General features: G+C 59.0%; 23 protein-coding genes and 1 pseudogene. 7 read left to right on the forward strand and 17 right to left on the reverse strand.

What is annotated here, in order from left to right:
• Positions 1–26 precede the first annotated feature (26 nt).
• The 12 genes from atpE to rpmH form a co-directional block, all read right to left on the reverse strand.
• Positions 27–284 (reverse strand): F0F1 ATP synthase subunit C, encoded by a 258-nt coding sequence (gene atpE, locus CGA22_RS06945; RefSeq protein WP_003097235.1) that lies wholly within the window; start codon positions 282–284, stop codon positions 27–29.
• A gap of 134 nt (positions 285–418) precedes the next feature.
• Positions 419–1,288, reverse strand: a complete 870-nt coding sequence (atpB, locus tag CGA22_RS06950; protein WP_024777786.1) for a F0F1 ATP synthase subunit A — start codon at positions 1,286–1,288, stop codon at positions 419–421.
• A gap of 16 nt (positions 1,289–1,304) precedes the next feature.
• The gene (locus CGA22_RS06955; RefSeq protein ID WP_041023020.1) at positions 1,305–1,712 is read right to left on the reverse strand and encodes a F0F1 ATP synthase subunit I; all 408 of its coding nucleotides are present in this window, start codon (positions 1,710–1,712) and stop codon (positions 1,305–1,307) included.
• A 148-nt stretch (positions 1,713–1,860) separates the two neighbouring features.
• Positions 1,861–2,733 carry a ParB/RepB/Spo0J family partition protein gene (locus CGA22_RS06960; protein WP_041023021.1) on the reverse strand — a complete coding sequence of 291 codons (873 nt, stop codon included), beginning with the start codon at positions 2,731–2,733 and terminating at the stop codon, positions 1,861–1,863.
• 9 nt (positions 2,734–2,742) lie between these two features.
• Entirely contained in the window at positions 2,743–3,540 is a 798-nt protein-coding gene (locus CGA22_RS06965; protein ID WP_041023022.1) for a ParA family protein, read from the reverse strand.
• A gap of 18 nt (positions 3,541–3,558) precedes the next feature.
• On the reverse strand, positions 3,559–4,194 hold the full coding sequence (gene rsmG / locus CGA22_RS06970) for a 16S rRNA (guanine(527)-N(7))-methyltransferase RsmG (protein WP_177329260.1): 636 nt from the start codon (positions 4,192–4,194) through the stop codon (positions 3,559–3,561).
• Between the two features lie 5 nt (positions 4,195–4,199).
• Positions 4,200–6,092: a tRNA uridine-5-carboxymethylaminomethyl(34) synthesis enzyme MnmG gene (gene mnmG / locus CGA22_RS06975; RefSeq protein ID WP_041023024.1), complete on the reverse strand. Its 1,893-nt coding sequence runs from the start codon at positions 6,090–6,092 to the stop codon at positions 4,200–4,202.
• Between the two features lie 542 nt (positions 6,093–6,634).
• Positions 6,635–8,005 (reverse strand): tRNA uridine-5-carboxymethylaminomethyl(34) synthesis GTPase MnmE, encoded by a 1,371-nt coding sequence (mnmE, locus tag CGA22_RS06980; protein WP_041023025.1) that lies wholly within the window; start codon positions 8,003–8,005, stop codon positions 6,635–6,637.
• A 79-nt stretch (positions 8,006–8,084) separates the two neighbouring features.
• Positions 8,085–9,767, reverse strand: coding sequence for a membrane protein insertase YidC (gene yidC / locus CGA22_RS06985; protein WP_041023026.1), 1,683 nt, complete (start codon positions 9,765–9,767; stop codon positions 8,085–8,087).
• A 2-nt stretch (positions 9,768–9,769) separates the two neighbouring features.
• The gene (gene yidD / locus CGA22_RS06990) at positions 9,770–10,015 is read right to left on the reverse strand and encodes a membrane protein insertion efficiency factor YidD (RefSeq protein ID WP_010465488.1); all 246 of its coding nucleotides are present in this window, start codon (positions 10,013–10,015) and stop codon (positions 9,770–9,772) included.
• Positions 10,008–10,409 (reverse strand): ribonuclease P protein component, encoded by a 402-nt coding sequence (gene rnpA, locus CGA22_RS06995; RefSeq protein ID WP_041023039.1) that lies wholly within the window; start codon positions 10,407–10,409, stop codon positions 10,008–10,010. Before rnpA ends, yidD begins: the two co-directional genes overlap by 8 nt.
• Positions 10,410–10,425: 16 nt before the next feature.
• Positions 10,426–10,560 (reverse strand): 50S ribosomal protein L34, encoded by a 135-nt coding sequence (gene rpmH, locus CGA22_RS07000; RefSeq protein WP_003213577.1) that lies wholly within the window; start codon positions 10,558–10,560, stop codon positions 10,426–10,428.
• A gap of 564 nt (positions 10,561–11,124) precedes the next feature.
• Between rpmH and dnaA the strand changes: the two genes are divergently transcribed.
• The 5 genes from dnaA to gabP all read left to right on the forward strand — a co-directional run bounded on the left by dnaA (position 11,125) and on the right by gabP (position 19,019).
• A complete protein-coding gene (gene dnaA / locus CGA22_RS07005; RefSeq protein ID WP_041023040.1) occupies positions 11,125–12,639 on the forward strand; it encodes a chromosomal replication initiator protein DnaA in 1,515 nt (504 codons plus the stop codon).
• 39 nt (positions 12,640–12,678) lie between these two features.
• Positions 12,679–13,782 carry a DNA polymerase III subunit beta gene (gene dnaN, locus CGA22_RS07010; protein WP_041023027.1) on the forward strand — a complete coding sequence of 368 codons (1,104 nt, stop codon included), beginning with the start codon at positions 12,679–12,681 and terminating at the stop codon, positions 13,780–13,782.
• A 15-nt stretch (positions 13,783–13,797) separates the two neighbouring features.
• A complete protein-coding gene (gene recF / locus CGA22_RS07015; protein WP_030139022.1) occupies positions 13,798–14,901 on the forward strand; it encodes a DNA replication/repair protein RecF in 1,104 nt (367 codons plus the stop codon).
• A gap of 5 nt (positions 14,902–14,906) precedes the next feature.
• The gene (gene gyrB, locus CGA22_RS07020) at positions 14,907–17,324 is read left to right on the forward strand and encodes a DNA topoisomerase (ATP-hydrolyzing) subunit B (protein ID WP_188258525.1); all 2,418 of its coding nucleotides are present in this window, start codon (positions 14,907–14,909) and stop codon (positions 17,322–17,324) included.
• Positions 17,325–17,624: 300 nt separating this feature from the next.
• Positions 17,625–19,019: a GABA permease gene (gene gabP, locus CGA22_RS07025; protein ID WP_041023028.1), complete on the forward strand. Its 1,395-nt coding sequence runs from the start codon at positions 17,625–17,627 to the stop codon at positions 19,017–19,019.
• Between the two features lie 123 nt (positions 19,020–19,142).
• Here the strand turns inward: gabP and CGA22_RS07030 are convergent, their stop codons facing one another.
• Positions 19,143–19,877: a response regulator transcription factor gene (locus tag CGA22_RS07030; RefSeq protein ID WP_041023029.1), complete on the reverse strand. Its 735-nt coding sequence runs from the start codon at positions 19,875–19,877 to the stop codon at positions 19,143–19,145.
• Positions 19,878–20,089: 212 nt separating this feature from the next.
• Here CGA22_RS07030 and CGA22_RS27395 point away from each other — a divergent pair.
• Both CGA22_RS27395 and CGA22_RS27400 read left to right on the forward strand, forming a co-directional pair.
• Positions 20,090–20,221 (forward strand): annotated as a pseudogene (locus tag CGA22_RS27395) (hypothetical protein); the annotation flags it as partial.
• Between the two features lie 1,035 nt (positions 20,222–21,256).
• Positions 21,257–21,628: a sensor histidine kinase gene (locus CGA22_RS27400; protein WP_411157115.1), complete on the forward strand. Its 372-nt coding sequence runs from the start codon at positions 21,257–21,259 to the stop codon at positions 21,626–21,628.
• 155 nt (positions 21,629–21,783) lie between these two features.
• Here CGA22_RS27400 and CGA22_RS07040 read toward each other — a convergent pair whose 3' ends face one another.
• From CGA22_RS07040 to glyQ, 4 genes are all read right to left on the reverse strand, one after another.
• The gene (locus CGA22_RS07040; protein ID WP_041023031.1) at positions 21,784–22,563 is read right to left on the reverse strand and encodes a lysophospholipid acyltransferase family protein; all 780 of its coding nucleotides are present in this window, start codon (positions 22,561–22,563) and stop codon (positions 21,784–21,786) included.
• 80 nt (positions 22,564–22,643) lie between these two features.
• A complete protein-coding gene (gmhB, locus tag CGA22_RS07045; protein WP_041023032.1) occupies positions 22,644–23,177 on the reverse strand; it encodes a D-glycero-beta-D-manno-heptose 1,7-bisphosphate 7-phosphatase in 534 nt (177 codons plus the stop codon).
• Positions 23,178–23,180: 3 nt separating this feature from the next.
• Positions 23,181–25,235, reverse strand: a complete 2,055-nt coding sequence (gene glyS / locus CGA22_RS07050) for a glycine--tRNA ligase subunit beta (protein WP_041023033.1) — start codon at positions 25,233–25,235, stop codon at positions 23,181–23,183.
• Positions 25,232–26,185 carry a glycine--tRNA ligase subunit alpha gene (glyQ, locus tag CGA22_RS07055; protein WP_024777767.1) on the reverse strand — a complete coding sequence of 318 codons (954 nt, stop codon included), beginning with the start codon at positions 26,183–26,185 and terminating at the stop codon, positions 25,232–25,234. The genes glyS and glyQ overlap by 4 nt, the downstream gene beginning before the upstream one ends.
• Positions 26,186–26,237 lie beyond the last annotated feature (52 nt).

Here is a 26,237-nt window from a genome sequence, read left to right on the forward strand (position 1 = left end):
CCAAACTACTCGAGAGATCCGAGTAATTAGCCAGCGATCTGACCAACGAACGGGTTCGCAAAGGTGAAGAACAGAGCGATACCAACACCGATCATGGTTACGGCGTCGAGCAGACCGGCAACGATGAACATCTTGACTTGCAGCATTGGAACCATTTCTGGCTGACGCGCAGCGCCTTCCAGGAACTTGCCGCCCAACAGGCCGAAACCAATTGCGGTACCCAGTGCGCCCAGGCCGATCAACAGTGCAACAGCGATAGCGGTTAGACCAACTACAGTTTCCATCTTTCCTCCCGACTTTTACGTCGTATGGTTTAGGTTTTTTTAATTTAAAGCGGTAAAACAAATCGTTTCGTCATGGCCTGTTCGGGCCCCTTCCCGTTTGACCGGGAAGGACATCAGACTAGTCGAGACTGGCCTTAATGGTTTTCTTCGTGCGCCATCGACAGGTAGACGATGGTCAGCATCATGAAGATGAACGCCTGCAGGGTAATGATCAGGATGTGGAATACAGCCCACGCCCACTGCAGTACGACGCCCAGGCCACTGAGCCAGAGCAGGCCGCTGCCGAACATCACAGCGATCAGGATGAACACCAGCTCGCCGGCATACATGTTGCCGAACAGACGCAGAGCCAGAGAGATAGGCTTGGCGATCAGGGTCACGAATTCCAGCAGGAAGTTCACCGGGATCAGCAGGGCCTGAACGAGGATGTTCTTGCTGCCGAACGGGTGCAGGGTCAGTTCGCCGATGAAGCCGCCGATGCCCTTGACCTTGATGCTATAGAAAATGATCAGTGCGAAAACCGAGAACGCCATGCCCAGGGTCGCGTTCGGGTCGGTGGTCGACACGGCGCGGAACGGGATGTGGTGGTCACCGGAGATCAGGATGGCCAGTTGAGGAATCCAGTCGACCGGTACCAGGTCGACGGCGTTCATCAGGAACACCCAGACGAAAATGGTCAGCGCCAGCGGTGCGATCACCGGGCTACGACCATGGAAGCTGTCCTTCACGCTGCCGTCGACGAACTCGACCAGGACTTCAACGAAGTTCTGCAAGGCACCCGGCTGGCCCGAAGTCGCCTTCTTGGCCGCCATGCGGAAAAGGAAAACGAAGATCAGACCCAGCGCGACCGACCAGCCGAGGGTATCGACGTGGAAAGCCCAGAAACCCATTTCCTTGGCTTCTGCTGCGGAGTGGGCAAAGCCCCAGCCGCCGTTGGGTAGCTGACCGAAGGTCAGGTTCTGCAAGTGGTGCTGGATATAGCCCGAAGCGGTTGTCTCTGCCATGGTTGCCTCAAACGCCCTAAGGTCTCGAAAGTCTTGTTCTCATTAGCAGGGGAGCGAACCAGCTGACCATTTGGGTCAACAGGAAGACACCGAATACAGCCAGTGGTGCCAACGGCTTCACACCTGCGAACGTCAGTGCAAACAGCACTGCCGTCAAAATCAGTTTCCCCGCCTCGCCGGCATAAAAAGACCGGACGATGGCTTGGGCTGCTCGGGCGCCGGAAAACCGAAATGCCCTGTGAGCGAAGTAAATATTGGGAAGCAAGGCTATCAGACCTCCGCAAAGGCCCGAGTATCCGGCGACGACTCCTTTCCATTGCCAGAGCGCCAACGAGGCGATCAGTACAACGACCAGCTGGGTCATCAACACCGGGAAAACAGCCAGACGATGGAATGGCAGGCGGTTTGGCGTGCGGGTTTCCATCGCTTTTGCTCTCCAATGGTCGGCTGCCTGAAATCAATAACTTGGCATAATTTGTGCCGACAAAATGCGCGCAGAGTATAGGGGCGGTTCTGCCCCTATTCAACTGCCGGGTAGTGATTTCCGACTGCGCGCTACAAGAGCAATTGTTTCAGCGGATGTGCGCAAGGACGCCCTGCAGCTCATCGAGGGAGTTGTAGCCGATCACCAATTGTCCCTTGCCCTTCTTGCCATGGCGAATCTGCACCCTAGAGCCCAGCCGCTCGGCCAGGCGCTGTTCCAGGCGGGCGATATCCGGGTCCGCTTTGGGCGCTTCGACAGGGGCTGGTTTACCGCTCAGCCACTGGCGAACCAGTGCCTCGGTTTGGCGCACGGTCAGGCCTCGTGCGACAACATGTCGCGCCCCTTCAACCTGTTGATTTTCCGGCAATCCGAGCAAGGCCCGGGCATGACCCATTTCCAGGTCGCCATGGGACAGCATGGTCTTGATGACTTCGGGCAATGCAATCAAGCGCAACAGGTTGGCCACGGTGACGCGGGACTTGCCCACCGCTTCGGCAACCTGTTGCTGAGTCAGCTGGAATTCCTGTTGCAGACGCTGTAGGGCGACCGCTTCCTCGATCGGGTTGAGGTCTTCGCGCTGGATGTTCTCGATCAGCGCCATGGCGATGGCGGTTTCATCCGATACGTCGCGCACCATCGCCGGAATGGTTTCCTGGCCGGCCTGCTGACTGGCGCGCCAGCGGCGTTCGCCGGCAATGATCTCGAAGCGCCCACTGCCGATCGAACGAACCACGATCGGCTGCATCACGCCCTGGGCCTTGATCGACTGGGCCAGTTCTTCCAGCGCCTGCGGGTCCATGTCCCGGCGCGGCTGGTACTTGCCGCGCTGGATCAGGTCCAGCGGCAGGTGTTGCAGCTCTCGCTGGTCGGCCTGTACGGCCTGCTCTTCCAGCGCGCTGACCGTGGGACCGCTGAGCAGCGCGTCCAGTCCACGTCCGAGACCACGTTTCTTGACGGCCATGGGGTTTCCTTAAGTTGGCTGGGCGGCAGCGGTGCGTGGGTTGCGGCGCTGACGGCGAACCATTTCGCCCGCCAGGGCCAGGTAAGCCAGCGCACCACGGGATTGTTTGTCGTAGGCCAGGGCCGGCATGCCGTAGCTCGGTGCTTCAGCCAACCGGACGTTACGTGGAATGACCGTGTCGTAGAGCTGCTCGCCGAAATGCTCCTTGAGCTGGACCGATACGTCGTTCATCAGGCTCAAACGCGGGTCGTACATGGTCCGCAACAGGCCTTCGACTTTCAGGTCCGGATTCAGCAGTTCGGAGATGCGCTTGATGTTATCCACAAGGTCGCTCAACCCTTCCAGGGCGAAGTACTCGCACTGCATGGGGATAATGACCCCATCGGCGGCCACCAGGGCGTTGAGGGTCAGCATCGACAGCGACGGCGGACAGTCGATCAGGATGTAATCGTAGTTCTCCCGGATCGGCGCCAATGCGCTGCGCAGACGGCTTTCCTTCATCTGCATTTCCAGCAGCACCACTTCGGCTGCCGTCAGGTCACGGTTGGCCGGCAGCAGTTGATAACCGCCGTGTTCGGAGAAATGCATGGCCTGGCCCAGATCGCATTCACCGATCAGGACGTCGTAGATGGAGTTTTCCAGGCCATGTTTATCCACACCGCTGCCCATGGTGGCGTTGCCCTGTGGATCAAGGTCGATCAACAGCACCCGGCGCTTGGTCGCGACCAGGGATGCTGCGAGGTTGATGCAGGTGGTGGTCTTGCCCACACCACCCTTCTGGTTCGCTATCGCGAATACCTTAGCCATTCTTGCTTGTGTTCCCAATCATGCCGTGCGGCGCAGTATCAGCAGATGGCGTTGGCCTTGGCAACCGGGTACGGCCAGGGCGTGTTCGCTATCGAGGTGGAAATCCGACGGCAATGCTACCAGCTCATCGGCCGGATGGACGCCCTTCATTGCCAGCCAGCGTGTTTCGACATCGCCCAGGTGGCGAGTCCAATTGCTGAAATTCTCCATGCTGCTGAATGCCCGGGAGATGATCCCGTTGAATGGCTGTGCAGGTTGGAACGCTTCGACCCGGCTGTGGATAACTTGCAGGTTGTCCAGTTTGAGCTCGAGTTTGACCTGAGTCAGGAAGCGGGTTTTCTTGCCGTTGCTGTCCAGGCAGGTCACTTGCGAGTCCGGAAACAGGATCGCCAGCGGGATGCCGGGCATGCCACCGCCGCTGCCCACATCGAGCCAGCGACCGTTTTCGATGAAAGACATCACGCTGAGACTGTCGAGCAGATGCCTCGAGACCATTTCGTCCGGATCGCGCACGGCAGTCAGGTTGTAGGCCTTGTTCCATTTGATCAATAACGCCAGGTAACCCAGCAGTTGCTCATGCTGGGCTTCGCTCAGGCTGACCCCGAGTTGGCGGGCGCCTGTGGATAACTCTTCGGCGTGTTGCGAGGTGACCATCGAACTCAAGCGCTTTGCTCCAACTGACGGCCCGCGCCGCGTTTTTTCAAATGAATCATCAACAGGGAAATCGCCGCCGGGGTCACGCCAGGGATGCGCGACGCCTGGCCCAGGGTTTCCGGCCGGGTTGTGCCGAGCTTGCTCTGGATTTCCTTCGACAGGCCGGAAATGACCGTGTAATCGATATCCACAGGCAGCTTGGTGTCCTCGCTGGCGCGCAGACGAGCGATTTCATCCTGCTGGCGGTCGATGTACCCGGCGTACTTGGTCTTGATCTCGACTTGTTCGGCGACCTGTGGATCGTCCGCGCCCTGGCCCGTCACTTCCACCAGCCCGGCGTAATCGATTTCCGGCCGACTCAAGAGGTTGAGCAGGTTGTATTCGTGTGTCAGCGGCGTGCCGAACTTCGCCGCGATGGCATCGCCCTGCTCGGTACCGGGACGAACCCAGGTGCTTTTCAGCCGTTGTTCTTCCAGTTCGATACCTTCGCGTTTCTTGCAGAACGCGGCCCAACGCGCGTCATCAACCAGTCCCAGCTCGCGGCCTTTCTCGGTCAGGCGCAGATCGGCGTTGTCTTCACGCAGGATCAGGCGATATTCCGCGCGGGAGGTAAACATCCGATACGGTTCCTGGGTGCCCAGGGTGATCAGATCGTCCACCAACACACCGATGTACGCTTCGTCGCGACGCGGGCACCAGCTGTCCTTGCCCTGGGCACGCAACGCCGCGTTGGTCCCGGCCAGCAAACCCTGGGCTCCGGCTTCTTCGTAGCCGGTGGTGCCGTTGATCTGCCCGGCAAAGAACAGGCCGCCGATGACCTTGGTTTCCAGGCTGTACTTCAGGTCACGGGGATCGAAGTAGTCGTATTCGATGGCGTAGCCCGGACGAACGATGTGCGCGTTTTCCATGCCGCGGATCGACTGCACGATCTGCAGTTGCACGTCGAACGGCAGGGACGTCGAGATCCCGTTGGGGTAAAGCTCGTGGGTGGTCAGGCCTTCCGGTTCGATGAAGACCTGGTGGCTTTCCTTGTCGGCAAAGCGATGGATCTTGTCTTCGATCGACGGGCAATAACGTGGGCCGACGCCTTCGATCACTCCTGAATACATCGGCGAGCGATCCAGGTTGGCGGCAATGATCTCGTGGGTGCGGGCATTGGTGTGGGTAATCCAGCAGCTCACCTGTTGCGGATGCTGTTCTTTCGAGCCCATGAACGACATCACCGGGATTGGCGTATCACCCGGTTGTTCGGTCATGACCGAGAAATCCACAGACCGACCGTCAATTCGCGGCGGCGTACCGGTTTTCAGGCGACCTACACGCAGCGGCAGTTCACGCAGACGTTGAGCCAAGGCGATTGACGGCGGATCGCCCGCGCGGCCGCCGGAATAGTTCTGCATGCCGATGTGGATAAGTCCACCGAGGAAGGTCCCGGTGGTCAACACCACGGAGTCGGAGAAGAAACGCAGGCCCATCTGGGTGACGACACCGCGGACCTGGTCCTGTTCGACGATCAGGTCATCGGCCGCTTGTTGAAATATCCACAGGTTCGGCTGGTTCTCGAGGATTTCGCGCACAGCCGCCTTGTACAGGACCCGGTCGGCCTGGGCACGGGTGGCCCGTACCGCTGGGCCTTTACGGCTGTTCAATACGCGAAACTGGATACCACCCTTATCGGTAGCCATCGCCATCGCACCGCCAAGGGCGTCGATTTCCTTGACCAGATGGCTTTTGCCGATACCACCGATGGCTGGGTTGCAGCTCATGGCGCCGAGGGTTTCCACGTTATGCGTCAACAGCAGGGTCTTTACACCCATGCGTGCTGATGCAAGTGCTGCCTCGGTACCGGCATGACCGCCGCCGATGACGATCACTTCAAAACGGGAAGGGAAATCCACCACGCACCTCGTGCCTGCTTAATTCAGGTAATTCGGAAATAGGTTATGAGTCTGGACCGAACGTTTTCTGGACCAGGTCGGCAAGTATAGGGACTTCCCCTTTCCTAAAGAACCCTTTGCACAAAATTTAACCAGCTGTGGAGAACTCGCGGTTAAAAAAATAAAAAAGAAAGAAATTTATAAAACCTTTGTTTTTATGTTTATTCTTACTGCCCTGCCATTCTGTGGATAACGTTCTGAAGGCCTTTATTTTCAATATGTACAGAGATCTTGAACCCTGTGGTCATCTGGCGCTGAGGGGCTTGGATAACCGGTGTAAGCCTGTGGATTAAGTGAATGGTTATCCACAGACCGGGTTATCTTCACTTTTCAAGGGGGTTTATCAACTGAACTCAACGTCAGTTACCCACAGGGCTTAATCCACAGCTGAACACGGATTCGCCCGCGGACGAGCCGCCATGAAGGCAATCGAGAGAAGGGAAAAAAGGGAAGCCGGGCTGCAGGCAGGGAACGCGAGGTGCAGCCCGTTTTGAGGGAAGGACTTACTTACCGATGCAGAAGCTGGAGAAAATCCGCCCCAGCAAGTCATCGGAGCTGAAGGCGCCGGTGATTTCTCCCAGGTATTGCTGGGCTTGGCGCAAATCTTCGGCTAGTAATTCGCCAGCGCCCGCCAGCGTCAGCTGTGCGCGACCGTGTTCCAGCGCGGCGCTGGCATGACGCAAGGCTTCGAGGTGACGCCGCCGGGCGCTGAAGCTGCTTTCAGAGGTTTGCTCGTAGCCCATGCAGGCCTTGAGGTGTTCACGCAGCAGTTCGAGGCCCTCTCCCGCGGCTTTCGCGCTCAGGCTGATGGTCACATGGCCGTCGGCGCTGACCTCGAGGGCGATCGCTTCGCCGGTCAGGTCGGCTTTGTTACGGATCAACGTGACTTTCGCCGGATCCGGGCGCACTTCGAGGAACTCAGGCCACAACGCGAAAGGATCATCCGCTTCAGGTGCCGTCGCATCGACCACCAGCAACACGCGATCGGCCTCGCCAATGGCCTTCAGCGCTCGCTCGACGCCGATCTTTTCCACCTGGTCATCGGTGTCGCGCAACCCGGCGGTATCCACAACGTGCAACGGCATGCCGTCGATGTGGATATGTTCACGCAAGATGTCCCGGGTCGTGCCGGCGATCTCTGTGACAATCGCGGCCTCACGGCCTGCAAGAGCATTGAGGAGGCTGGATTTTCCTGCGTTCGGCCGTCCGGCGATCACTACGGTCATACCGTCGCGCAACAAAGCCCCTTGTCCTGCTTCCCGCATTACTGTGGATAACTCATCACGCACTTTGTCGAGCAGGCCCAGTACATGGCCATCGGCGAGGAAGTCGATTTCTTCTTCGGGAAAGTCGATAGCGGCCTCGACGTAGATGCGCAGGCCGATCAGTTGTTCGGTCAGGCCATGCACCCGCTGGGAGAACGCGCCTTGCAAGGAACGCAGGGCATTGCGGGCAGCCTGCGCCGAACTGGCTTCGATGAGGTCGGCAATCGCTTCGGCTTGGGCCAGGTCGAGTTTGTCGTTGAGGAAGGCCCGTTCACTGAATTCGCCCGGGCGGGCCAGGCGACAACCCAGTTCAAGGCAACGCTTGAGCAGCATGTCCAGCACGATAGGGCCGCCGTGGCCCTGTAATTCCAGCACGTCTTCACCGGTGAATGAATTCGGCCCCGGGAAATATAGAGCGAGGCCTTCGTCGAGCACCTGCTGATCATCACTGAAGAATGGGCCGTAATGAGCAAACCGTGGCTTGAGCTCACGACCGCTGATGGCCTTGGCCGCGATACTGGCCAGTGGTCCTGAAATGCGGACGATGCCGACACCGCCGCGACCTTGGGCAGTAGCAACGGCGGCGATGGTTTCACGAGGTGTGCTCATAAACCGGTATCCAGACAAAAGTGACAGATAGCAAAACGCCCCACTAGGGGGCGTTTTGTGTGGTTATCCACAGTGCAAGTTACGCCTCGGCTTTCTTCGTAGCCGATTCGATCTTACGCGTGATGTACCACTGTTGAGTAATGGACAACACGTTGTTCACAACCCAGTACAGCACCAGACCGGCCGGGAACCACAGGAAGAAGAAGGTGAAGATGATCGGCATCATCTTCATGACCTTCGCTTGCATAGGGTCCGGAGGCGTCGGGTTCAGCTGCTGCTGGATGAACATGGTGGCGCCCATGATGATCGGCAGGATGAAGAACGGATCCTTGATCGACAGGTCGGTAATCCACAGCATGAACGGCGCCTGGCGCATCTCCACGCTTTCCAGCAGAACCCAGTACAGCGACAGGAACACAGGCATCTGTACGAGAATCGGCAAGCAACCACCCAGCGGGTTGATTTTCTCTTTCTTGTACAGCTCCATCATGGCCTGGGACATTTTCTGCCGGTCATCGCCATGTTGCTCTTTCAGAGCGGCCAGTTTCGGGGCCACGGCGCGCATGCGAGCCATGGACTTGTAGCTGGCGGCCGACAATGGGAAGAACAACCCCTTGATCAGCATGGTCAGGAAAATGATCGACCAGCCCCAGTTACCGACGATGCTGTGGATATGTTGCAGCAGCCAGAAGATCGGCTGGGCAATGAACCACAGGAAACCATAGTCCACGGTCAATTCCAGACCTGGGGACAATTGTTTCAGTACGGCCTGGCTTTTTGGACCGGCATACAACGTAGCGCTGGTTTCAGCCTTGGCACCCGGCGCAGCGGTCAATGCAGGACCGGTGTAGCCAATGATGTAGTTGCCTTTGCTGTCCTTGCGGGTCTGGACGATGTTGCTTTCGCCCTTCTGCGGGATCCAGGCGGTTACAAAATAGTGCTGCAGCCAGGCAACCCAGCCACCTTGAACGGTTTCCTTGAGCTGTGCCTTGTCCATGTCTTTCATGGACACTTTCTTGTACGGCTCGGAACTTGTCCACAGGGCTGCGCCCAGGTAAGTCGCGGTGCCGGTGGCGGTGCTGGAGGAAGGATCGGCGCTGGCATCACGTTTCAACTGCGCGAACATCGCACCGGACCAGGGTTGGGCGCTCTGGTTGTCGATCAGATAGGACACGACCACGTCATACAGGCCACGTTTCAGCGTGAAACGCTTGATGTAGTTGACGCCATCCTTGCTGAACTTCAGGTCCACGACCAACTGGTCCTGACCGTCAGCCAGTTGATAACTCTTCTTCTCCGAGGCGTAGACCGGGCGACCGGCCGGACTGGCATCCGGGCCATTGGTGCCGATCAGGCCGCTCTGGGCCAGATAGGTCCGTTCGTTACCGTTATCGAACAGCTGGAACGGAATGTCCGGATGATCCTGGCGACGCGGATAAAGCGGCAGCGTCAGTTGGGCGATATCACCACCCTGTGGATCGATTGCCAGCTGGAGCACGTCGGTCTTGATCTGGATCAGATCCTTGCTTGCAGCCACAGGGGCTTCGGCAGGAGCACTGGTATCGCTTGCCGCGCGTGGAATGTCATCACTGCTGGCAGCGTTGTTGCCGGAAGCAGTATCCGGCAGGCTCGGTGCGGTATTGCTGGCTGCAACATTCTGAGTCGGCAGGGCAGCCTGGCCATAGTCCTGGTTCCATTTAAGAACCATGACGTAAGACACGATTGCCAGGGCGACGATCAGGATCGTGCGTTTGATATCCATGATTACTCGGCCATCGAAGAAGAACGGGAGGTAGGGATAGGCGGAACCGGGTCATAACCGCCGGGATTCCACGGATGACAGCGACCTAAACGACGAAAGGTCAGCCAGCCACCGCGCAGAAGGCCATGATTTTCTATGGCTTCATACGCGTAGCAGGAGCAGCTGGGGTAGAAACGACAGTGACTGGCCATCAGGGGACTAATGGCATAGCGGTAAAACTGGATCGGAACGAGTGCCAGTTTACGCATCGGGACTGTCTACCCCTGCAGTTTCGGTGTTGACTGGGGATGCTGGCTTGTTGCGGGCCAGACGTTTCCAGAGTTTGCCGAAATGCTGAATCAGTTCAGGGTTTTCTACGTCCCCCAAACCTTTGCGCGCGACGATAACAATGTCCCATCCGACCAGTGAATCCTGGTTCAAGCGGAACGATTCGCGCATCAGACGTTTGAGGCGATTGCGCTGCACGGAGAGCTTGACGCTCTTTTTCCCGATAACCAGCCCTAGGCGGGGGTGATCGAGATCGTTGCTGCGCGCAAGGAGCAGGAGATTTTTCCCCGGAACCTTGCCGGTAGGGGAGTCAAAGACTGCCTTGAAATGCCGGGGTGTAAGCAGACGCTTTTCCCGACTGAAGTCCTGACTCACCTCCAGTGCCGGATTATCAAACTGCCAGACGCGCACGACCTTTGGCGCGACGACGCGACAGGACGGCACGACCGTTCTTGGTAGCCATGCGAGCACGGAAACCGTGGGTACGAGCGCGTTTGATAGTGCTTGGTTGGAAAGTACGTTTCATGTCGTGTTACCTGGTTCGTCCACAACGGGCCGGAATGGCCCCCGTTTTAAGAGACCGGGGATTCTAGAGAAAGCAAGCCCATAGGTCAATTTCCAACCAACGTTTCCTTTAAATAGATGTTCAGGCCTGTGGCCATTGATCACGCTGCGCCAGATATAGAAATAAAGAAGGGAATTATTTAAAGCTTTTCTGTGAAGCTTATAAAGACTAGGCAGCCATCTGTCTGTGGATAACCTCATTGAGCCCTTATAGATCGCCATGTACAGAGAATGACAACTACAGGGGAAAGCAGTGCCCAGGCTGTGCTGCGGGGGCGGATAAGCTGTGTGTGGAAAGGCCAGTTATCCACAGGGCGCTTATCCACCGGGTTTTGCCCCCACTTGTACAACGGCCTCAGGCCTGGTTATCCACAGAGCTTATCCGCTGACCGCCTGTCGTCTTTTTAGGAGTTAACGCATTGATAAATCGTGGGTGAGGATGAACCTGCGTGTGGATAAGTGGACGTCTGCTCGCTACAATGGCCGCTTGTTTTTGCCTCACCGGCTTTCAACTTAGGGGATGTCCGTGTCAGTGGAACTTTGGCAGCAGTGCGTGGAGCTTTTGCGCGATGAGCTGCCTGCCCAACAATTCAACACTTGGATCCGTCCACTACAGGTCGAAGCCGAAGGCGACGAGTTGCGCGTCTACGCACCGAACCGTTTCGTCCTCGACTGGGTCAACGAAAAGTACCTGGGTCGGGTCATGGAACTGCTCGACGAGCATGGCAATGGCATGGCGCCTGCGCTGTCCTTGTTAATAGGCAGCAAGCGCAGCTCGGCCCCGCGCGCGGCTCCGAATGCACCGCTGGCTGCCGCGGCCTCCCAGGCCCAGGCTGCCCAGGCGCCGGCAAGCCCGGTCGTCCCGGCTCCCGCGCCGAGCAAAAGAAATTCACACAAGGTGCCCGAAGCCAGCGAAGAGCCTTCCCGGGACAGCTTCGACCCCATGGCGGGCGCCAGTACCCAACAGGCACCGGTACGCGCCGAGCAGCGCACCGTGCAGGTCGAAGGTGCGCTCAAGCACACCAGCTACCTGAACCGCACCTTTACCTTCGAGAACTTCGTCGAAGGCAAGTCCAACCAACTGGCCCGGGCGGCAGCCTGGCAGGTGGCGGACAACCCCAAGCATGGCTACAACCCGCTGTTCCTATATGGCGGTGTGGGCCTGGGTAAAACCCACTTGATGCACGCTGTGGGTAACCACTTATTAAAGAAGAACCCGAATGCCAAGGTCGTGTACCTGCATTCCGAGCGTTTCGTGGCCGATATGGTCAAGGCGCTGCAACTGAACGCCATCAATGAATTCAAGCGTTTCTACCGTTCGGTGGATGCGCTGCTGATCGACGATATTCAGTTCTTTGCCCGCAAGGAACGCTCCCAGGAAGAGTTTTTCCACACCTTCAACGCGTTGCTTGAAGGCGGACAGCAGGTCATTCTCACCAGTGACCGTTATCCGAAGGAAATCGAAGGCCTGGAAGAGCGCCTGAAATCGCGTTTCGGCTGGGGCCTGACGGTAGCCGTCGAGCCGCCGGAGCTTGAAACCCGGGTGGCGATCCTGATGAAAAAGGCCGATCAGGCCAAGGTCGAGTTGCCTCACGATGCCGCGTTCTTCATCGCTCAGCGCATCCGTTCGAACGTGCGTGAGCTCGAAGGCGCGCTCAAGCGGGTGATCGCGCATTCCCACTTCATGGGGCGCGACATCACCATCGAGCTGATTCGTGAGTCCTTGAAGGATCTCCTGGCGCTTCAGGACAAGCTTGTTTCTGTGGATAACATTCAGCGAACTGTTGCTGAATACTACAAAATCAAGATATCCGACCTGCTCTCCAAACGCCGTTCGCGTTCGGTGGCCCGGCCGCGCCAGGTGGCCATGGCCTTGTCCAAGGAGCTGACCAACCACAGTCTGCCGGAAATCGGCGATGTGTTTGGCGGACGCGACCACACCACGGTGTTGCACGCCTGCCGCAAGATCAACGAACTTAAGGAATCCGACGCGGACATCCGCGAGGACTACAAGAACCTGCTGCGTACACTGACCACTTGATGACCACCAGCGCAGCTTATTAAGGCAAGGGACTAGACCATGCATTTCACCATTCAACGCGAAGCCCTGTTGAAACCCCTGCAACTGGTCGCAGGCGTCGTCGAACGCCGCCAGACCTTGCCGGTACTTTCCAACGTGCTGCTGGTTGTCGAAGGCCAGCAACTGTCGCTGACCGGTACCGACCTGGAAGTCGAGCTGGTCGGTCGTGTGCAGCTTGAAGAGCCTGCAGATCCGGGTTCCATCACCGTGCCTGCGCGCAAGCTGATGGACATCTGCAAGAGCCTGCCCAACGATGCGCTGATCGATATCAAGGTCGATGAGCAGAAGCTCGTGGTCAAGGCCGGGCGCAGCCGTTTCACTCTGTCGACCCTGCCTGCCAACGACTTCCCGACCGTGGAAGAAGGCCCGGGATCGCTGACCTGCAGCCTCGAGCAAAGCAGGCTGCGCCGCTTGATCGAGCGCACCAGCTTCGCCATGGCCCAGCAGGACGTGCGTTACTACCTCAATGGCATGCTGCTGGAAGTGTCCGCCGGTGTTATCCGCGCCGTTGCCACTGACGGTCACCGCCTGGCGATGTGCTCGATGCAGGCAGATATCGGTCAGCCGGATCGCCACCAGGTGATCGTGCCCCGCAAAGGTATCCTGGAATTGGCACGCCTGCTGACCGAGCCGGACGGCAACGTCAGTATCGTATTGGGCCAACACCACATCCGCGCTACCACTGGGGAATTCACCTTCACCTCGAAGCTGGTAGACGGCAAGTTCCCTGACTACGAGCGTGTGTTGCCTAAAGGTGGCGACAAACTGGTGCTGGGTGATCGTCAGGCGCTGCGCGAGGCCTTCAGCCGTACCGCGATTCTGTCCAACGAGAAGTACCGCGGCATCCGTCTGCAACTGGCCAGCGGTCAGTTGAAGATCCAGGCGAACAACCCCGAACAGGAAGAAGCGGAAGAAGAAGTGGGCGTTGATTACAACGGCGGCTCCCTGGAGATCGGCTTCAACGTCAGCTACCTGCTCGACGTGCTGGGCGTGATGACCACCGAGCAAGTACGCCTGATCCTGTCGGATTCCAACAGCAGTGCGTTGGTGCAGGAATCCGATAACGACGATTCGGCCTACGTTGTCATGCCGATGCGTCTGTAAATCAGCAGAAGCTAGATGTCCTTAAGTCGCGTCTCGGTCACCGCGGTGCGCAATCTGCACCCGGTGACCTTCTCCCCCTCCCCCCGAATCAATATTCTTTACGGCGCCAACGGCAGCGGCAAAACCAGTGTATTGGAAGCCGTACACCTGCTGGGGCTTGCCCGTTCGTTTCGCAGCACCCGCCTTTTACCGGTCATCCAGTACGACCAACTGGCCTGTACGGTGTTCGGGCAGGTGGAGCTGGCGGAAGGTGGTCACAGCGCGTTGGGCATTTCACGGGACCGGCAAGGCGAATTCCAGATTCGCATCGACGGTCAGAATGCTCGCAGCGCCGCGCAACTGGCGGAGATCCTGCCGTTGCAGTTGATCAACCCGGACAGTTTCCGTTTGCTGGAAGGGGCTCCGAAGATTCGCCGGCAATTCCTGGACTGGGGCGTGTTTCACGTGGAGCCGCGGTTCATGGCTACCTGGCAGCGCTTGCAGAAGGCGCTGCGCCAGAGAAACTCTTGGCTGCGACATGGTACACTTGACGCCGTTTCGCAAGCGGTTTGGGACAGGGAACTGTGTCAGGCCAGCGCTGAAATCGATGAATACCGCCGCGCTTACATCAAAGCCTTGAAACCGGTCTTCGAACAGACCTTGAGCGAACTGGTTGAGCTCGAGGGCCTGACGCTCAGCTATTACCGAGGCTGGGACAAGGACCGGGAACTGAGCGCCGTACTGGCGGGCTCGCTGCAACGGGATCAGCAGATGGGCCACACCCAGGCTGGACCTCAACGCGCTGACTTGCGCCTCAGATTGGGCGCTCATAACGCCGCGGACATTTTGTCCCGGGGGCAGCAGAAGTTGGTGGTGTGTGCCTTGCGTATTGCCCAGGGGCACCTGGTCAGCCAGGCCCGTCGCGGTCAGTGTATTTATCTGGTGGATGACTTGCCGTCCGAGCTGGACGAGGCCCACCGCCGAGCGCTTTGCCGTTTGCTGGAAGACTTACGCTGCCAGGTTTTCATCACCTGTGTAGATCACGAATTATTGAGGGAAGGCTGGCAGACGGAAACGCCAGTCGCTCTGTTCCACGTGGAACAGGGCCGTATCACCCAGACCCACGACCATCGGGAGTGAAGGCATTGAGCGAAGAAAATACGTACGACTCAACGAGCATTAAAGTGCTGAAAGGCCTGGATGCCGTACGCAAACGTCCCGGTATGTACATTGGTGACACCGACGATGGCAGCGGTCTGCACCACATGGTGTTCGAGGTGGTCGATAACTCCATCGACGAAGCCCTCGCGGGCTATTGCGACGACATCAGCATCATCATCCACCCGGATGAGTCCATCACCGTTCGTGACAACGGTCGAGGCATCCCGGTAGACGTGCACAAGGAAGAAGGCGTTTCGGCAGCCGAGGTCATCATGACCGTGCTGCACGCCGGCGGTAAGTTCGATGACAACTCCTACAAGGTTTCCGGCGGGCTGCACGGCGTAGGTGTCTCTGTGGTGAACGCGCTGTCCGAGGAGCTGGTGCTCACCGTGCGCCGCAGTGGCAAGATCTGGGAGCAGACTTATGTCCATGGCGTGCCCCAGGCGCCGATGGCCATCGTTGGCGATAGCGAAACCACCGGCACCCAGATCCACTTCAAGGCTTCCAGCGAAACCTTCAAGAACATCCACTTCAGCTGGGACATCCTGGCCAAGCGGATTCGTGAGCTGTCCTTCCTCAACTCCGGTGTCGGCATCGTCCTCAAGGACGAGCGCAGCGGCAAGGAAGAGCTGTTCAAGTATGAAGGTGGCCTGCGTGCATTCGTTGAATACCTGAACACCAACAAGACCGCGGTCAACCAGGTGTTCCACTTCAACGTCCAGCGTGAAGACGGCATCGGCGTGGAAATCGCCCTGCAGTGGAACGACAGCTTCAACGAGAATCTGTTGTGCTTCACCAACAACATCCCGCAGCGCGATGGCGGTACCCACCTGGTGGGTTTCCGTTCGGCGTTGACGCGTAACCTGAACAACTACATCGAACAGGAAGGCCTGGCGAAGAAGCATAAAGTCGCCACCACCGGTGACGATGCACGCGAAGGCCTGACGGCGATCATTTCGGTGAAAGTGCCGGATCCGAAGTTCAGCTCCCAAACCAAGGACAAGCTGGTGTCTTCCGAAGTGAAGACCGCGGTCGAGCAGGAAATGGGCAAGTACTTCTCCGACTTCCTGTTGGAAAACCCGAACGAAGCCAAGCTGGTGGTCGGCAAGATGATCGACGCCGCGCGTGCCCGTGAAGCGGCACGCAAGGCCCGTGAGATGACCCGCCGCAAAGGCGCGCTGGACATCGCCGGCCTGCCGGGCAAGCTGGCTGACTGCCAGGAAAAAGACCCTGCCCTGTCCGAACTGTACCTCGTGGAAGGTGACTCTGCTGGCGGCTCCGCCAAGCAGGGACGCAACCGCCGGACCCAGGCCATCCTGCCTCTCAAGGGCAAGATCCTGAACGTCGAGAAGGCGCGCTTCGACAAGATGATCTCCTCGCAGGAAGTCGGCACGCTCATCACCGCGCTGGGCTGTGGCATCGGCCGCGAAGAGTACAACATCGACAAGCTGCGCTATCACAACATCATCATCATGACCGACGCCGACGTCGACGGATCGCACATCCGTACCCTGCTGCTGACGTTCTTCTTCCGTCAGTTGCCGGAGCTGATCGAGCGCGGCTACATCTACATCGCCCAGCCGCCGCTGTACAAGGTCAAGAAAGGCAAGCAGGAGCAGTACATCAAGGACGACGACGCCATGGAAGAGTACATGACGCAGTCGGCCCTGGAAGATGCGAGCCTGCACCTGAACGAAGACGCCCCGGGGATTTCCGGTGAGGCTCTCGAGCGCCTGGTCAATGACTTCCGCCTGGTGATGAAGACCCTCAAGCGCCTGTCGCGCCTGTACCCACAGGAACTGACCGAGCACTTCATCTACCTGCCGGCCGTCAGCATGGAGCAACTGTCCGATCATGCTGCCATGCAGGATTGGCTGGCCCAGTACGAAGTCCGCCTGCGCACCGTCGAGAAGTCCGGCCTGGTCTACAAGGCCAGCCTGCGTGAAGACCGCGAGCGTAACGTCTGGTTGCCGGAGGTCGAGCTGATCTCCCACGGCCTGTCGAACTACGTCACCTTCAACCGCGACTTCTTCAGCAGCAATGACTACAAGACTGTCGTATCCCTCGGCGCGCAACTGAGCACGCTGCTGGACGAAGGCGCCTACATCCAGCGTGGCGAGCGCAAGAAAGCCGTCACCGAGTTCAAGGAAGCCCTTGAATGGCTGATGGCTGAAAGCACCAAGCGCCACACCATCCAGCGATACAAAGGGCTGGGTGAGATGAACCCGGATCAGCTGTGGGAAACCACCATGGACCCAGGCTCGCGCCGGATGCTGAAAGTGACCATCGAAGACGCCATTGGCGCGGACCAGATCTTCAACACCTTGATGGGTGATGCGGTCGAGCCTCGTCGTGACTTCATCGAGAGCAACGCCCTGGCAGTGTCTAACCTGGATTTCTGATCCTTCGGCAGTGCCGCTACAAAAAAGCCAACGCTCATGCGTTGGCTTTTTTTTACGCTTGAAAACAATGATTCTCCTGATGGACCGGGTGGTCATAAATCGGGTAACCCGGTAACACTTCGGAACAAACTCTTCATTCTCAATGACTTGAATATTGGCTGAGAGCCCCGGAACCCGGAGGCCCCAGGTTTTCTGGCGTAAAACTTGCGTGTTAAATAAACAACACCTCGTTTCTTTAAATTTACAAAGAGGCGGTGGTACGAGGCGGTACGAATAAATTCAAGACCAAGGGTAGTCTCAATGAGTGGTACGCAAACTTCCAACAATCTGGAGCAAGGGCTCAAACCCCGTCATGTGACGATGCTCTCCATCGCCGGCGTGATTGGTGCCGGGCTTTTCGTAGGCTCCGGTCACGCTATCGCTGCGGCCGGTCCGGCTGTGCTGTTGGCCTACGCCGCTGCCGGTGCATTGGTGGTGTTGGTGATGCGGATGCTGGGGGAAATGGCGGTGGCTTCGCCGGACACCGGTTCGTTTTCGACTTACGCTGATCGAGCGATTGGTCATTGGGCCGGCTTCACCATCGGTTGGCTCTACTGGTGGTTCTGGGTGCTGGTAATTCCCCTGGAGGCCAACGCCGCTGCGACCATCCTGCATGCCTGGTTTCCGAATGTGGCCATCTGGGTGTTCACCCTGGTCATCACCTTGCTGCTGACGATCACCAACCTGTTCAGTGTGAAGAACTACGGAGAGTTCGAGTTCTGGTTTGCCCTGGTCAAGGTCATAGCGATCATCGGCTTCGTTGTCCTGGGCACATTGGCGATCTTCGGCCTCTTACCCACCAGCCAAGTCAGCGGTGTTTCGCACTTGTTTGATACTCAGGGCTTCCTGCCAAACGGCATGGGTGCGGTGTTGGGGGCGATTCTGACCACCATGTTTTCGTTCATGGGCACCGAGATCGTGACCATTGCCGCAGCCGAATCGAAGAACCCGGGGCAGCAGATTTCCAAGGCCACCAACTCGGTCATCTGGCGGATCGGCTTGTTCTATCTCGTGTCGATTTTCATGGTCGTCTCCCTGGTCCCATGGAATGACCCGCTGCTCGCCAGCGTAGGCTCCTACCAGACCGTGCTGGAGCGCATGGGCATTCCGAATGCCAAGCTGATCGTCGATATCGTGGTGCTGGTTGCGGTGACCAGTTGCCTGAACTCGGCACTGTACACGGCGTCGCGCATGATGTTTTCGTTGGGCAAGCGCGGCGATGCGCCGGCCGTTTCCCAGCGCACCAACAAGAGCGGCACACCTTACTGGGCAGTGATGCTCTCGACTGCTGCCGCGTTCCTGGCGGTGTTCGCCAACTACGTGGCACCGGCGGCGGTGTTCGAATTTCTGTTGGCCAGCTCCGGCGCTATCGCACTGCTGGTGTATCTGGTGATCGCGTTCTCGCAACTGCGCATGCGCAAGCAACGCATGGCCTGTGGGGAAAAAATCGCTTTCAGCATGTGGTTGTTCCCAGGCCTGACCTACGCGGTGATCATTTTTATCGTCGCGGCCCTGACCATCATGCTGTTCCAGGAGGCCCACCGTGTGGAGATCCTCGCGACTGGGCTGTTGAGCCTGCTGGTGGTGGTGTCCGGACTGTTGGTGCAGCGCCGTCGGATTGCAAAAGCAGGAAGCCTGGTACAGGCGCACGGCTGATTGGATCGTTCCCACGCTCTGCGTGGGAACGCCTCAACGGACGCTCTGCGTTCGGCTCTTTGAGACGCCGAGCGTCTCTGGCTGCATTCCCACGCAGAGCGTGGGAACGATCAAACGATCAGCCTAGCTCGCCACCGACGCCTCGCTTCCCGCCGTCACACTCTCCAACCGATACCCATACCCGTAAATCGTCAATAACTGCCAACCTCGGTCTGCCGTCAGGCCAAGCTTGTTGCGTAGACGATAGATATGGGTGTCGAGCGGACGGGACGACGTCATTTCTTCGTGGGTCCAGAATCGTTCGTAGAAATATTCCCGGGACAATGGGCGGCCCAGGTTAGCGAACAGGCAACGGGCCAGGCGGTATTCCCGTTCGGTCAGGCTGATCGGGTTACCGGCTCGGGTTACGGTCAGCTCGGCGTCGTCGAAGGCCAGGTCGTTGAACACCAGCACGTCGCTGGTCGGAGCGCGTTGCAGGTTATGGCGCCGCAACACCGCAGTGACCCTGGCCTTGAGCTCGTTGGGCCGGAAAGGTTTGCTCACGTAATCGTCGGCCCCGGCATTGAGCGCCTGGACGATGTCGTGTTCACCGTCCCGGCTGGTGAGCATGATGGCGGCCGGAGGCGCGTCCATGTGCTCGCGGGTCCAGCGCAGCAGTGAAAGGCCGCTGATATCGGGCAGCTGCCAGTCGAGGATCAGCAGGTCGAAGGTCTCCCGACGCAGTTGCCGCAACAAGTCCTCACCGCGTTCGAAACTGTGCAGGGTCCAGGTCTGCTCGCCCCTGCCGGGGATCTGTTGGAGTGTCTGTTCCACCCGGCGCAATTCGGCCGGTTCGTCATCCAGTATGGCGACACGCATGGGCGCGATTCCTTGATCTCGAAGGTAACGGACATCATCAGGGGGGTACGCAATCTGCCATCTTTATTGCCGTTCCCCTGTCGCAGGCTGCGACAATACCGGCTCACGGCGCAGAGGGAAAGGCAGCCGCGCGCCACCCATCGAGTCCGCTATAGTCTTGGGCTTTGCATCAACCATGAAGCCACTTCTCTCTATGTTCAGTCAGGTCATCCATGAGTCATCCGCGTCGCAGTGAAAGCCGTGAACCCACCCAGGCCCAGCGATTGTTTCGACAGTTGGTGCGGGAGTGGTTGTGGATAAGTCTGCTGCTGTTGCCGGTGACGGCGCTGTTGTCGTTCAGTGCCCAATCGGCCCGTCATGGATCGAGCGCCGTCTTGTCAGTGTGCCTGGTGGCCTGCGTGCTGGGATTGTTGTTGCTGCGCCCTCACCTGGCCCTATGGACCATGGTCGGTGGCATGGCGCTGGCGTTGTCGATCAGCGCTGTGCTCGCGTTGGAAGGCTGGTGGTGGTCGCCGCTGGCGAGTGTGATAGGCATGCTGTTCGGCTACCTGATCTGGAACTGGCGACGCCTGAGCGTGGTGCTGGCCTATTTCGGCTGGGAGCTGGCGCGCCTGGACGCGGAGCCAAAGGTGTTTCCGGAGCGCCGACGTACCCCCTACACCGGCAGTGACCGCCTGCAGGGCCAGATCATGGCCCTGGAACAAGCCATGGGCCGGACCCGCGACACCCGCCGCTTCATTGCGGATGGCCTGGAATACCTGCCCGTCGCGACCATGATCAGCGATCCGCAAGGCCGGATATTGCTCGGTAACCGCAAGGCCCGGGATCTTTTCGGCCATGTCCTGGCAGGCGGCGATGTGTTGGAACAGCTTGTGCAGCTCGGGTACCCGGCGCTGGAGCGTGAACCCCATCACCGGTTATCCACACTGCCCTTGGTGGAGTTTCGCGACACTCGCGAACGCAGCCTGCGCCTCGAACGTGCCCCGCTCATGCCGGTGGACGGCGATACGCCCATTGGCTGGTTGCTGAGCCTTATCGACCTGAGCGCCGAACGAGAAGCCGAAGAGCAGCGCAGCGTGATGTTGCGTTTTCTCTCCCATGACTTGCGTGCGCCCCACTCGGCGATCCTGGCATTGCTCGACGTGCAGCGGCATCAGACGGGAGGAAGTACTCTGCTGTTCGATCAGATCGAGCGTCAGGTTCGCCGAGCCCTGGATCTGACCGATGGCTTCGTGCAATTGGCCAAGGCGGAATCCGAGGCGTACCAATTCCAGCCGACCCTGTTCGCCATGCTGATTCTGGATGTGCTGGACCAGGCTTTACCCATAGCCCAGGCCAAGCGTATCCAACTGATTCATGCCGTGGATGATGAAGACGCGATGGTGAGCTCGGATCAATCCCTACTGACCCGTGCGCTGTTCAACCTGCTGGAAAACGCCATCAAGTACAGCGCGCCCGACAGCTGGATTTCGTTGGCGGTTCGTTGCGCGGAGGGCTGGTTGATCTGCGAAATCAGCGACCAGGGCAAAGGCATCGGTGTCGAGGAGCTTCCCGATCTGTTCAGTCAGTACCGGCGGTTCTCGTCGGCCCATGGCGTGGATGGGATTGGCTTGGGGTTGTCGATGGTCAAAGCCGTGGTGGACCGCCATGGCGGGCAGATTGAATGTCACAGCGTGGTCGGTGAAGGTACGACGTTCAGCTTGCGGTTTCCCTTGCTGGGGGACGAAGCGAAAGATCGCAACCTTCTATAGAAACGGTTCCGAGCAACGAACCGCTCAGGTGCTATAAAAAACTTATGCACCTCAAGACTGGTTTTATGTTTTTAAGAAATATGTATTAAAAACAACTAGTTACAAGATAAAAGCTGTGTTTGTCGAATAAACGGTACACAGCTTATCCACAGATCTCAGACAGCGAGTTGATCCGTTGCCGTCGGTTTGGTGGGGGACGGAGGAAGCGAGCCCATGTCCCGCTGGGTCTGTTCGTTCCAGGCCTGGACCCGGTCGTTGAGGTCGGCAATGGCGCGGGGTCCGCTGCCTTGGGCATACATTGGTTCGCCGATGACCACGGTGATGATCCCTGGCGTCCTGATCCAGCCAGCCTTGGGCCAGAATTTGCCGGCATTGTGTGCAATCGGCAATACAGGTAGATCGGCATTCACGGCCAATGCCGAACCGCTGCGGGAAAACTTGCCGACCGTGCCATACGGCACACGGGTACCTTCCGGGAAGATCAGCACCCAGACGTTGTCCTTGAGCAGCTCATCGCCCTTCTTCGCCACTTGCTTGAGCGCAGCCTTGGGATTGTCGCGATCAATGGCGATCGGGCGCAGCATCGCCATGGCCCAGCCGAAGAATGGCACGAACAACAATTCACGCTTGAGCACCTGGCTCAACGGCTCGAAATAGGCCGACAGGAAGAACGTCTCCCAGGTGCTCTGGTGGTTGGACTGGATCACGCAGGGCCGCTCAGGCACGTTTTCGGCACCCTTCACTTCGTAGCGGATGCCCAGGAACACTTTGCTCAACCACAGTGCGCAACGGCACCAGTACACGTTGATGAAGCGGTAGCGCGCCTTGAACGGCAGGAAAGGCGCGACAAAGAAACTCAGGGAGCACCACAACAAGGAACTGGTGCCCAACAGCAGGTAAAAGAGAAAAGATCTGATGGCCTGCAATATCGACATAGCGGCATTTACCGTTGCGGGCAATGCCCGCCTGTTCAAGCGCTTCCCGAACAATCCTTGATCAGGATGTCTTGGGAGCTCTAATTGTGGATAAGTTCAGCGGCAATCGCCGCCAGGTCGTCAAAAATCAGGGTGCCTACCGGTAGGGTCTTGCCCAGAGTCTTCTCGCCTTTCCCGGTCTTTACCAAAACTGGCTGACAATCGACGGCCTTGGCCGCCTCCAGGTCACCGAGGCTGTCGCCGACGAACCAGACGCCCGCCAGCGGCACAGCATAATGCTCGGCAATGGCCTTCAACATGCCCGGCTTGGGTTTGCGGCAATCGCAACCTTCATCCGGCCCATGGGGGCAATAGACGATCAGCCCGACTTCGCCGCCCTGCTCGGCCACCAGGGCGCGCAAGCGCTCATGCATGGCGTCGAGGACCGCGAGGTCATAGTAACCGCGAGCAATACCCGACTGGTTGGTGGCAACCGCCACCGTCCAGCCGGCCTTGCTCAACTGCGCAATGGCTTTGATCGAGCCGGGGAGCGGCAACCACTCCTCCACCGATTTGATGTAAGCGTCGGAGTCGTAATTGATCACCCCGTCCCGATCGAGAATCAGCAGTTTCAAGGTTTACCCCAGCAGCGAAATGTCGGCGACGCCGAGGAACAGGCCACGCAAGCGCGCCAGCAGTGCATAACGGTTGGCCCGTACGCTGGCGTCTTCGGCATTGACCATCACCGCTTCGAAGAACGCATCCACTGGTTCGCGCAGTGCGGCCAGGCGTGCCAGGGTTTCGCTGTACTGACGTGCCGCGGCCATCGGCTGGACGGCCTGATCTGCCTGCTGGATCGCCGAATACAGGGAGAACTCATTGGCGTTATCGAAGTACTTGGCTTCGACGGTGGCCGCGATATTGCCCTCGGCCTTGCTCAACAGGTTCGACACACGCTTGTTCACCGCCGCCAAGGCTGCCGCTTCCGGCAGTTTGCGGAACGCCTGAACGGCTTGCACGCGCTGGTCGAAGTCCAGGGCCGAACCCGGCTTCAGGGCACGCACCGACAGGTAGGTCGCGACGTCGACGCCTTCATCCTCATAACGCGCACGCAGGCGGTCGAAGATGAATTCCAGCACCGCATCGGCCAGGCCGGCGGCCTTGACCTTGCTGCCGAACGCGTTGACGGCGAAGGCCACCGCATCGTTCAGGTCCAGGTCCAGTTGCTTGTCGATCAGGATCCGCAACACACCCAGTGCCGCGCGACGCAGGGCATAGGGGTCCTTGCTGCCGGTGGGCAGCATGCCGATGCCGAAGATGCCGACCAGGGTGTCGAGCTTGTCGGCGATTGCTACGGCTGCACCGGTCAGGGTGGTCGGCAATTCGGCACCCGCACCACGGGGCATGTACTGCTCGTTCAGCGCCAGGGCGACGTCCTGCGGCTCACCGTCGTTGAGGGCGTAGTAGTAACCGGCGATACCTTGCATCTCCGGGAACTCACCGACCATCTCGGTGGACAGGTCGCACTTGGACAGGATGCCGGCACGGGCCGCGCGCTGGGCGTCGCCGCCGATGCGTGGGGCAATGAAGGCCGCCAGTTTCGAAACGCGCTCGGCCTTGTCGTAGACGCTGCCGAGTTTTTCCTGGAACACCACGTTTTTCAGGCGTTCGTTGAAGCTTTCCAGCGCTTGCTTCTTGTCTTGCTTGAAGAAGAACTCGGCATCGGTCAGGCGCGGGCGAACGACTTTTTCGTTACCGGCGATGATCTGCTGCGGGTCCTTGCTTTCGATGTTGGCAACCGTGATGAAGCGCGGCAGCAACTTGCCTTCGGCGTCCAACAGGCAGAAATACTTCTGGTTGTCCTGCATGGTGGTGATCAGCGCTTCCTGCGGCACTTCAAGGAAACGTTCCTCGAACGAGCACACCAGCGGCACCGGCCATTCCACCAGCGCGGTCACTTCGTCCAGCAGGCTTGGCGGCACGATGGCGGTGCCTTCCTGACGGGTGGCCAGCTCTTCGGTGCGCTTGCTGATCAGCTCGCGGCGCTCGTTGGCGTCGGCCAGCACGTAGGCGGCACGCAGGTCGGCCAGGTAGTTGGCTGGCGAGGTGATGCGCACGCTTTCCGGATGATGGAAGCGGTGACCGCGGGAATCGCGACCGGCCTTCTGGGCCAGGATCGTGCAGTCGATGACCTGGTCGCCGAGCAGCATGACCAGCCATTGGGTCGGACGGACGAACTCTTCCTTGCGCGCGGCCCAGCGCATGCGCTTGGGAATCGGCAAGTCATTGAGGGAGTCTTCGACGATGGTCGGCAGCAGGCTGGCGGTCGGCTTGCCCTTGATGCTCTGGCTATAGCGCAGCTTCGGGCCGCTCTGGTCGATTTCGCTCAGGTCCACGCCACACTTCTTGGCAAAGCCCAGGGCGGCCTGGGTCGGATTGCCATCGACGTCGAACGCGGCCTGGCGTGGCGGGCCGTCGAGGTTGATGCTGCGGTCCGGCTGCTGGGTCGCCAGGCCGGTGATCAACACGGCCAGGCGGCGCGGCGCGGCGTAGACGTGCTTGGTTTCGAAGTTCAGGCCGGCGGTCTGCAGGCCTTTTTCGATCCCGGCCAGGAACGCATCGGCCAGGGTATTCAGGGCTTTGGGTGGCAATTCTTCGGTGCCCAGTTCAACCAGAAAATCTTGAGCACTCATTGTGCAGCCTCCAGCTTAGCCAACACTTCATCACGCAGGTCCGGGGTCGCCATCGGGAAGCCCAGCTTGGCACGGGCCATCAGGTAGGCTTGCGCGACGGAACGCGCCAGGGTGCGCACACGCAGGATGTACTGCTGGCGCGCCGTCACGGAAATCGCCCGGCGTGCGTCCAGCAGGTTGAAGGTATGGGACGCCTTCAACACCATTTCATAGCTCGGCAACGGCAGCGGCTGGTCCAGCTCGATCAGGCGCTTGGCTTCGCTTTCATAGAAGTCGAACAGTTCGAACAGCTTGTCGACGTTGGCGTGTTCGAAGTTGTAGGTCGACTGTTCCACTTCGTTCTGGTGGAACACGTCGCCATAAGTCACTTTGCCGAACGGGCCGTCGGCCCACACCAGGTCGTAGACCGAATCCACGCCTTGCAGGTACATGGCTAGGCGTTCGAGGCCGTAGGTGATCTCGCCGGTGACCGGGTAGCACTCGATGCCGCCCGCTTGCTGGAAGTAAGTGAACTGAGTCACTTCCATGCCGTTGAGCCAGACTTCCCAGCCCAGGCCCCAGGCACCCAGGGTTGGCGATTCCCAGTTGTCTTCGACGAAGCGGATGTCATGCACCAGCGGGTCGAGGCCCACGCGCTTGAGGGAGCCCAGGTACAGTTCCTGGAAGTTTTCCGGGTTCGGCTTCAGGACCACCTGGAACTGGTAGTAGTGCTGCAGACGGTTCGGGTTTTCGCCGTAGCGGCCGTCAGTCGGGCGGCGGCTGGGCTGCACGTAGGCGGCGTTCCAGGTTTCCGGGCCGATGGCACGCAGAAACGTGGCAGTGTGGAAAGTGCCGGCGCCTACTTCCATATCGTAGGGCTGAAGTACCACGCAACCTTGCTCGGCCCAGTATTGCTGGAGGGCGAGGATCAAGTCTTGGAAGGTACGCACGGCTGGCGTAGGCTGGCTCACGAAATTCACCTGTTTCTTGGGCTGCGATTTAAAGAGCGGGAGTATACCCGAT

The sequence above is a fragment of the Pseudomonas sp. PSB18 genome, from assembly GCF_014596565.1.
Classification (GTDB): Bacteria; Pseudomonadota; Gammaproteobacteria; order Pseudomonadales; family Pseudomonadaceae; genus Aquipseudomonas.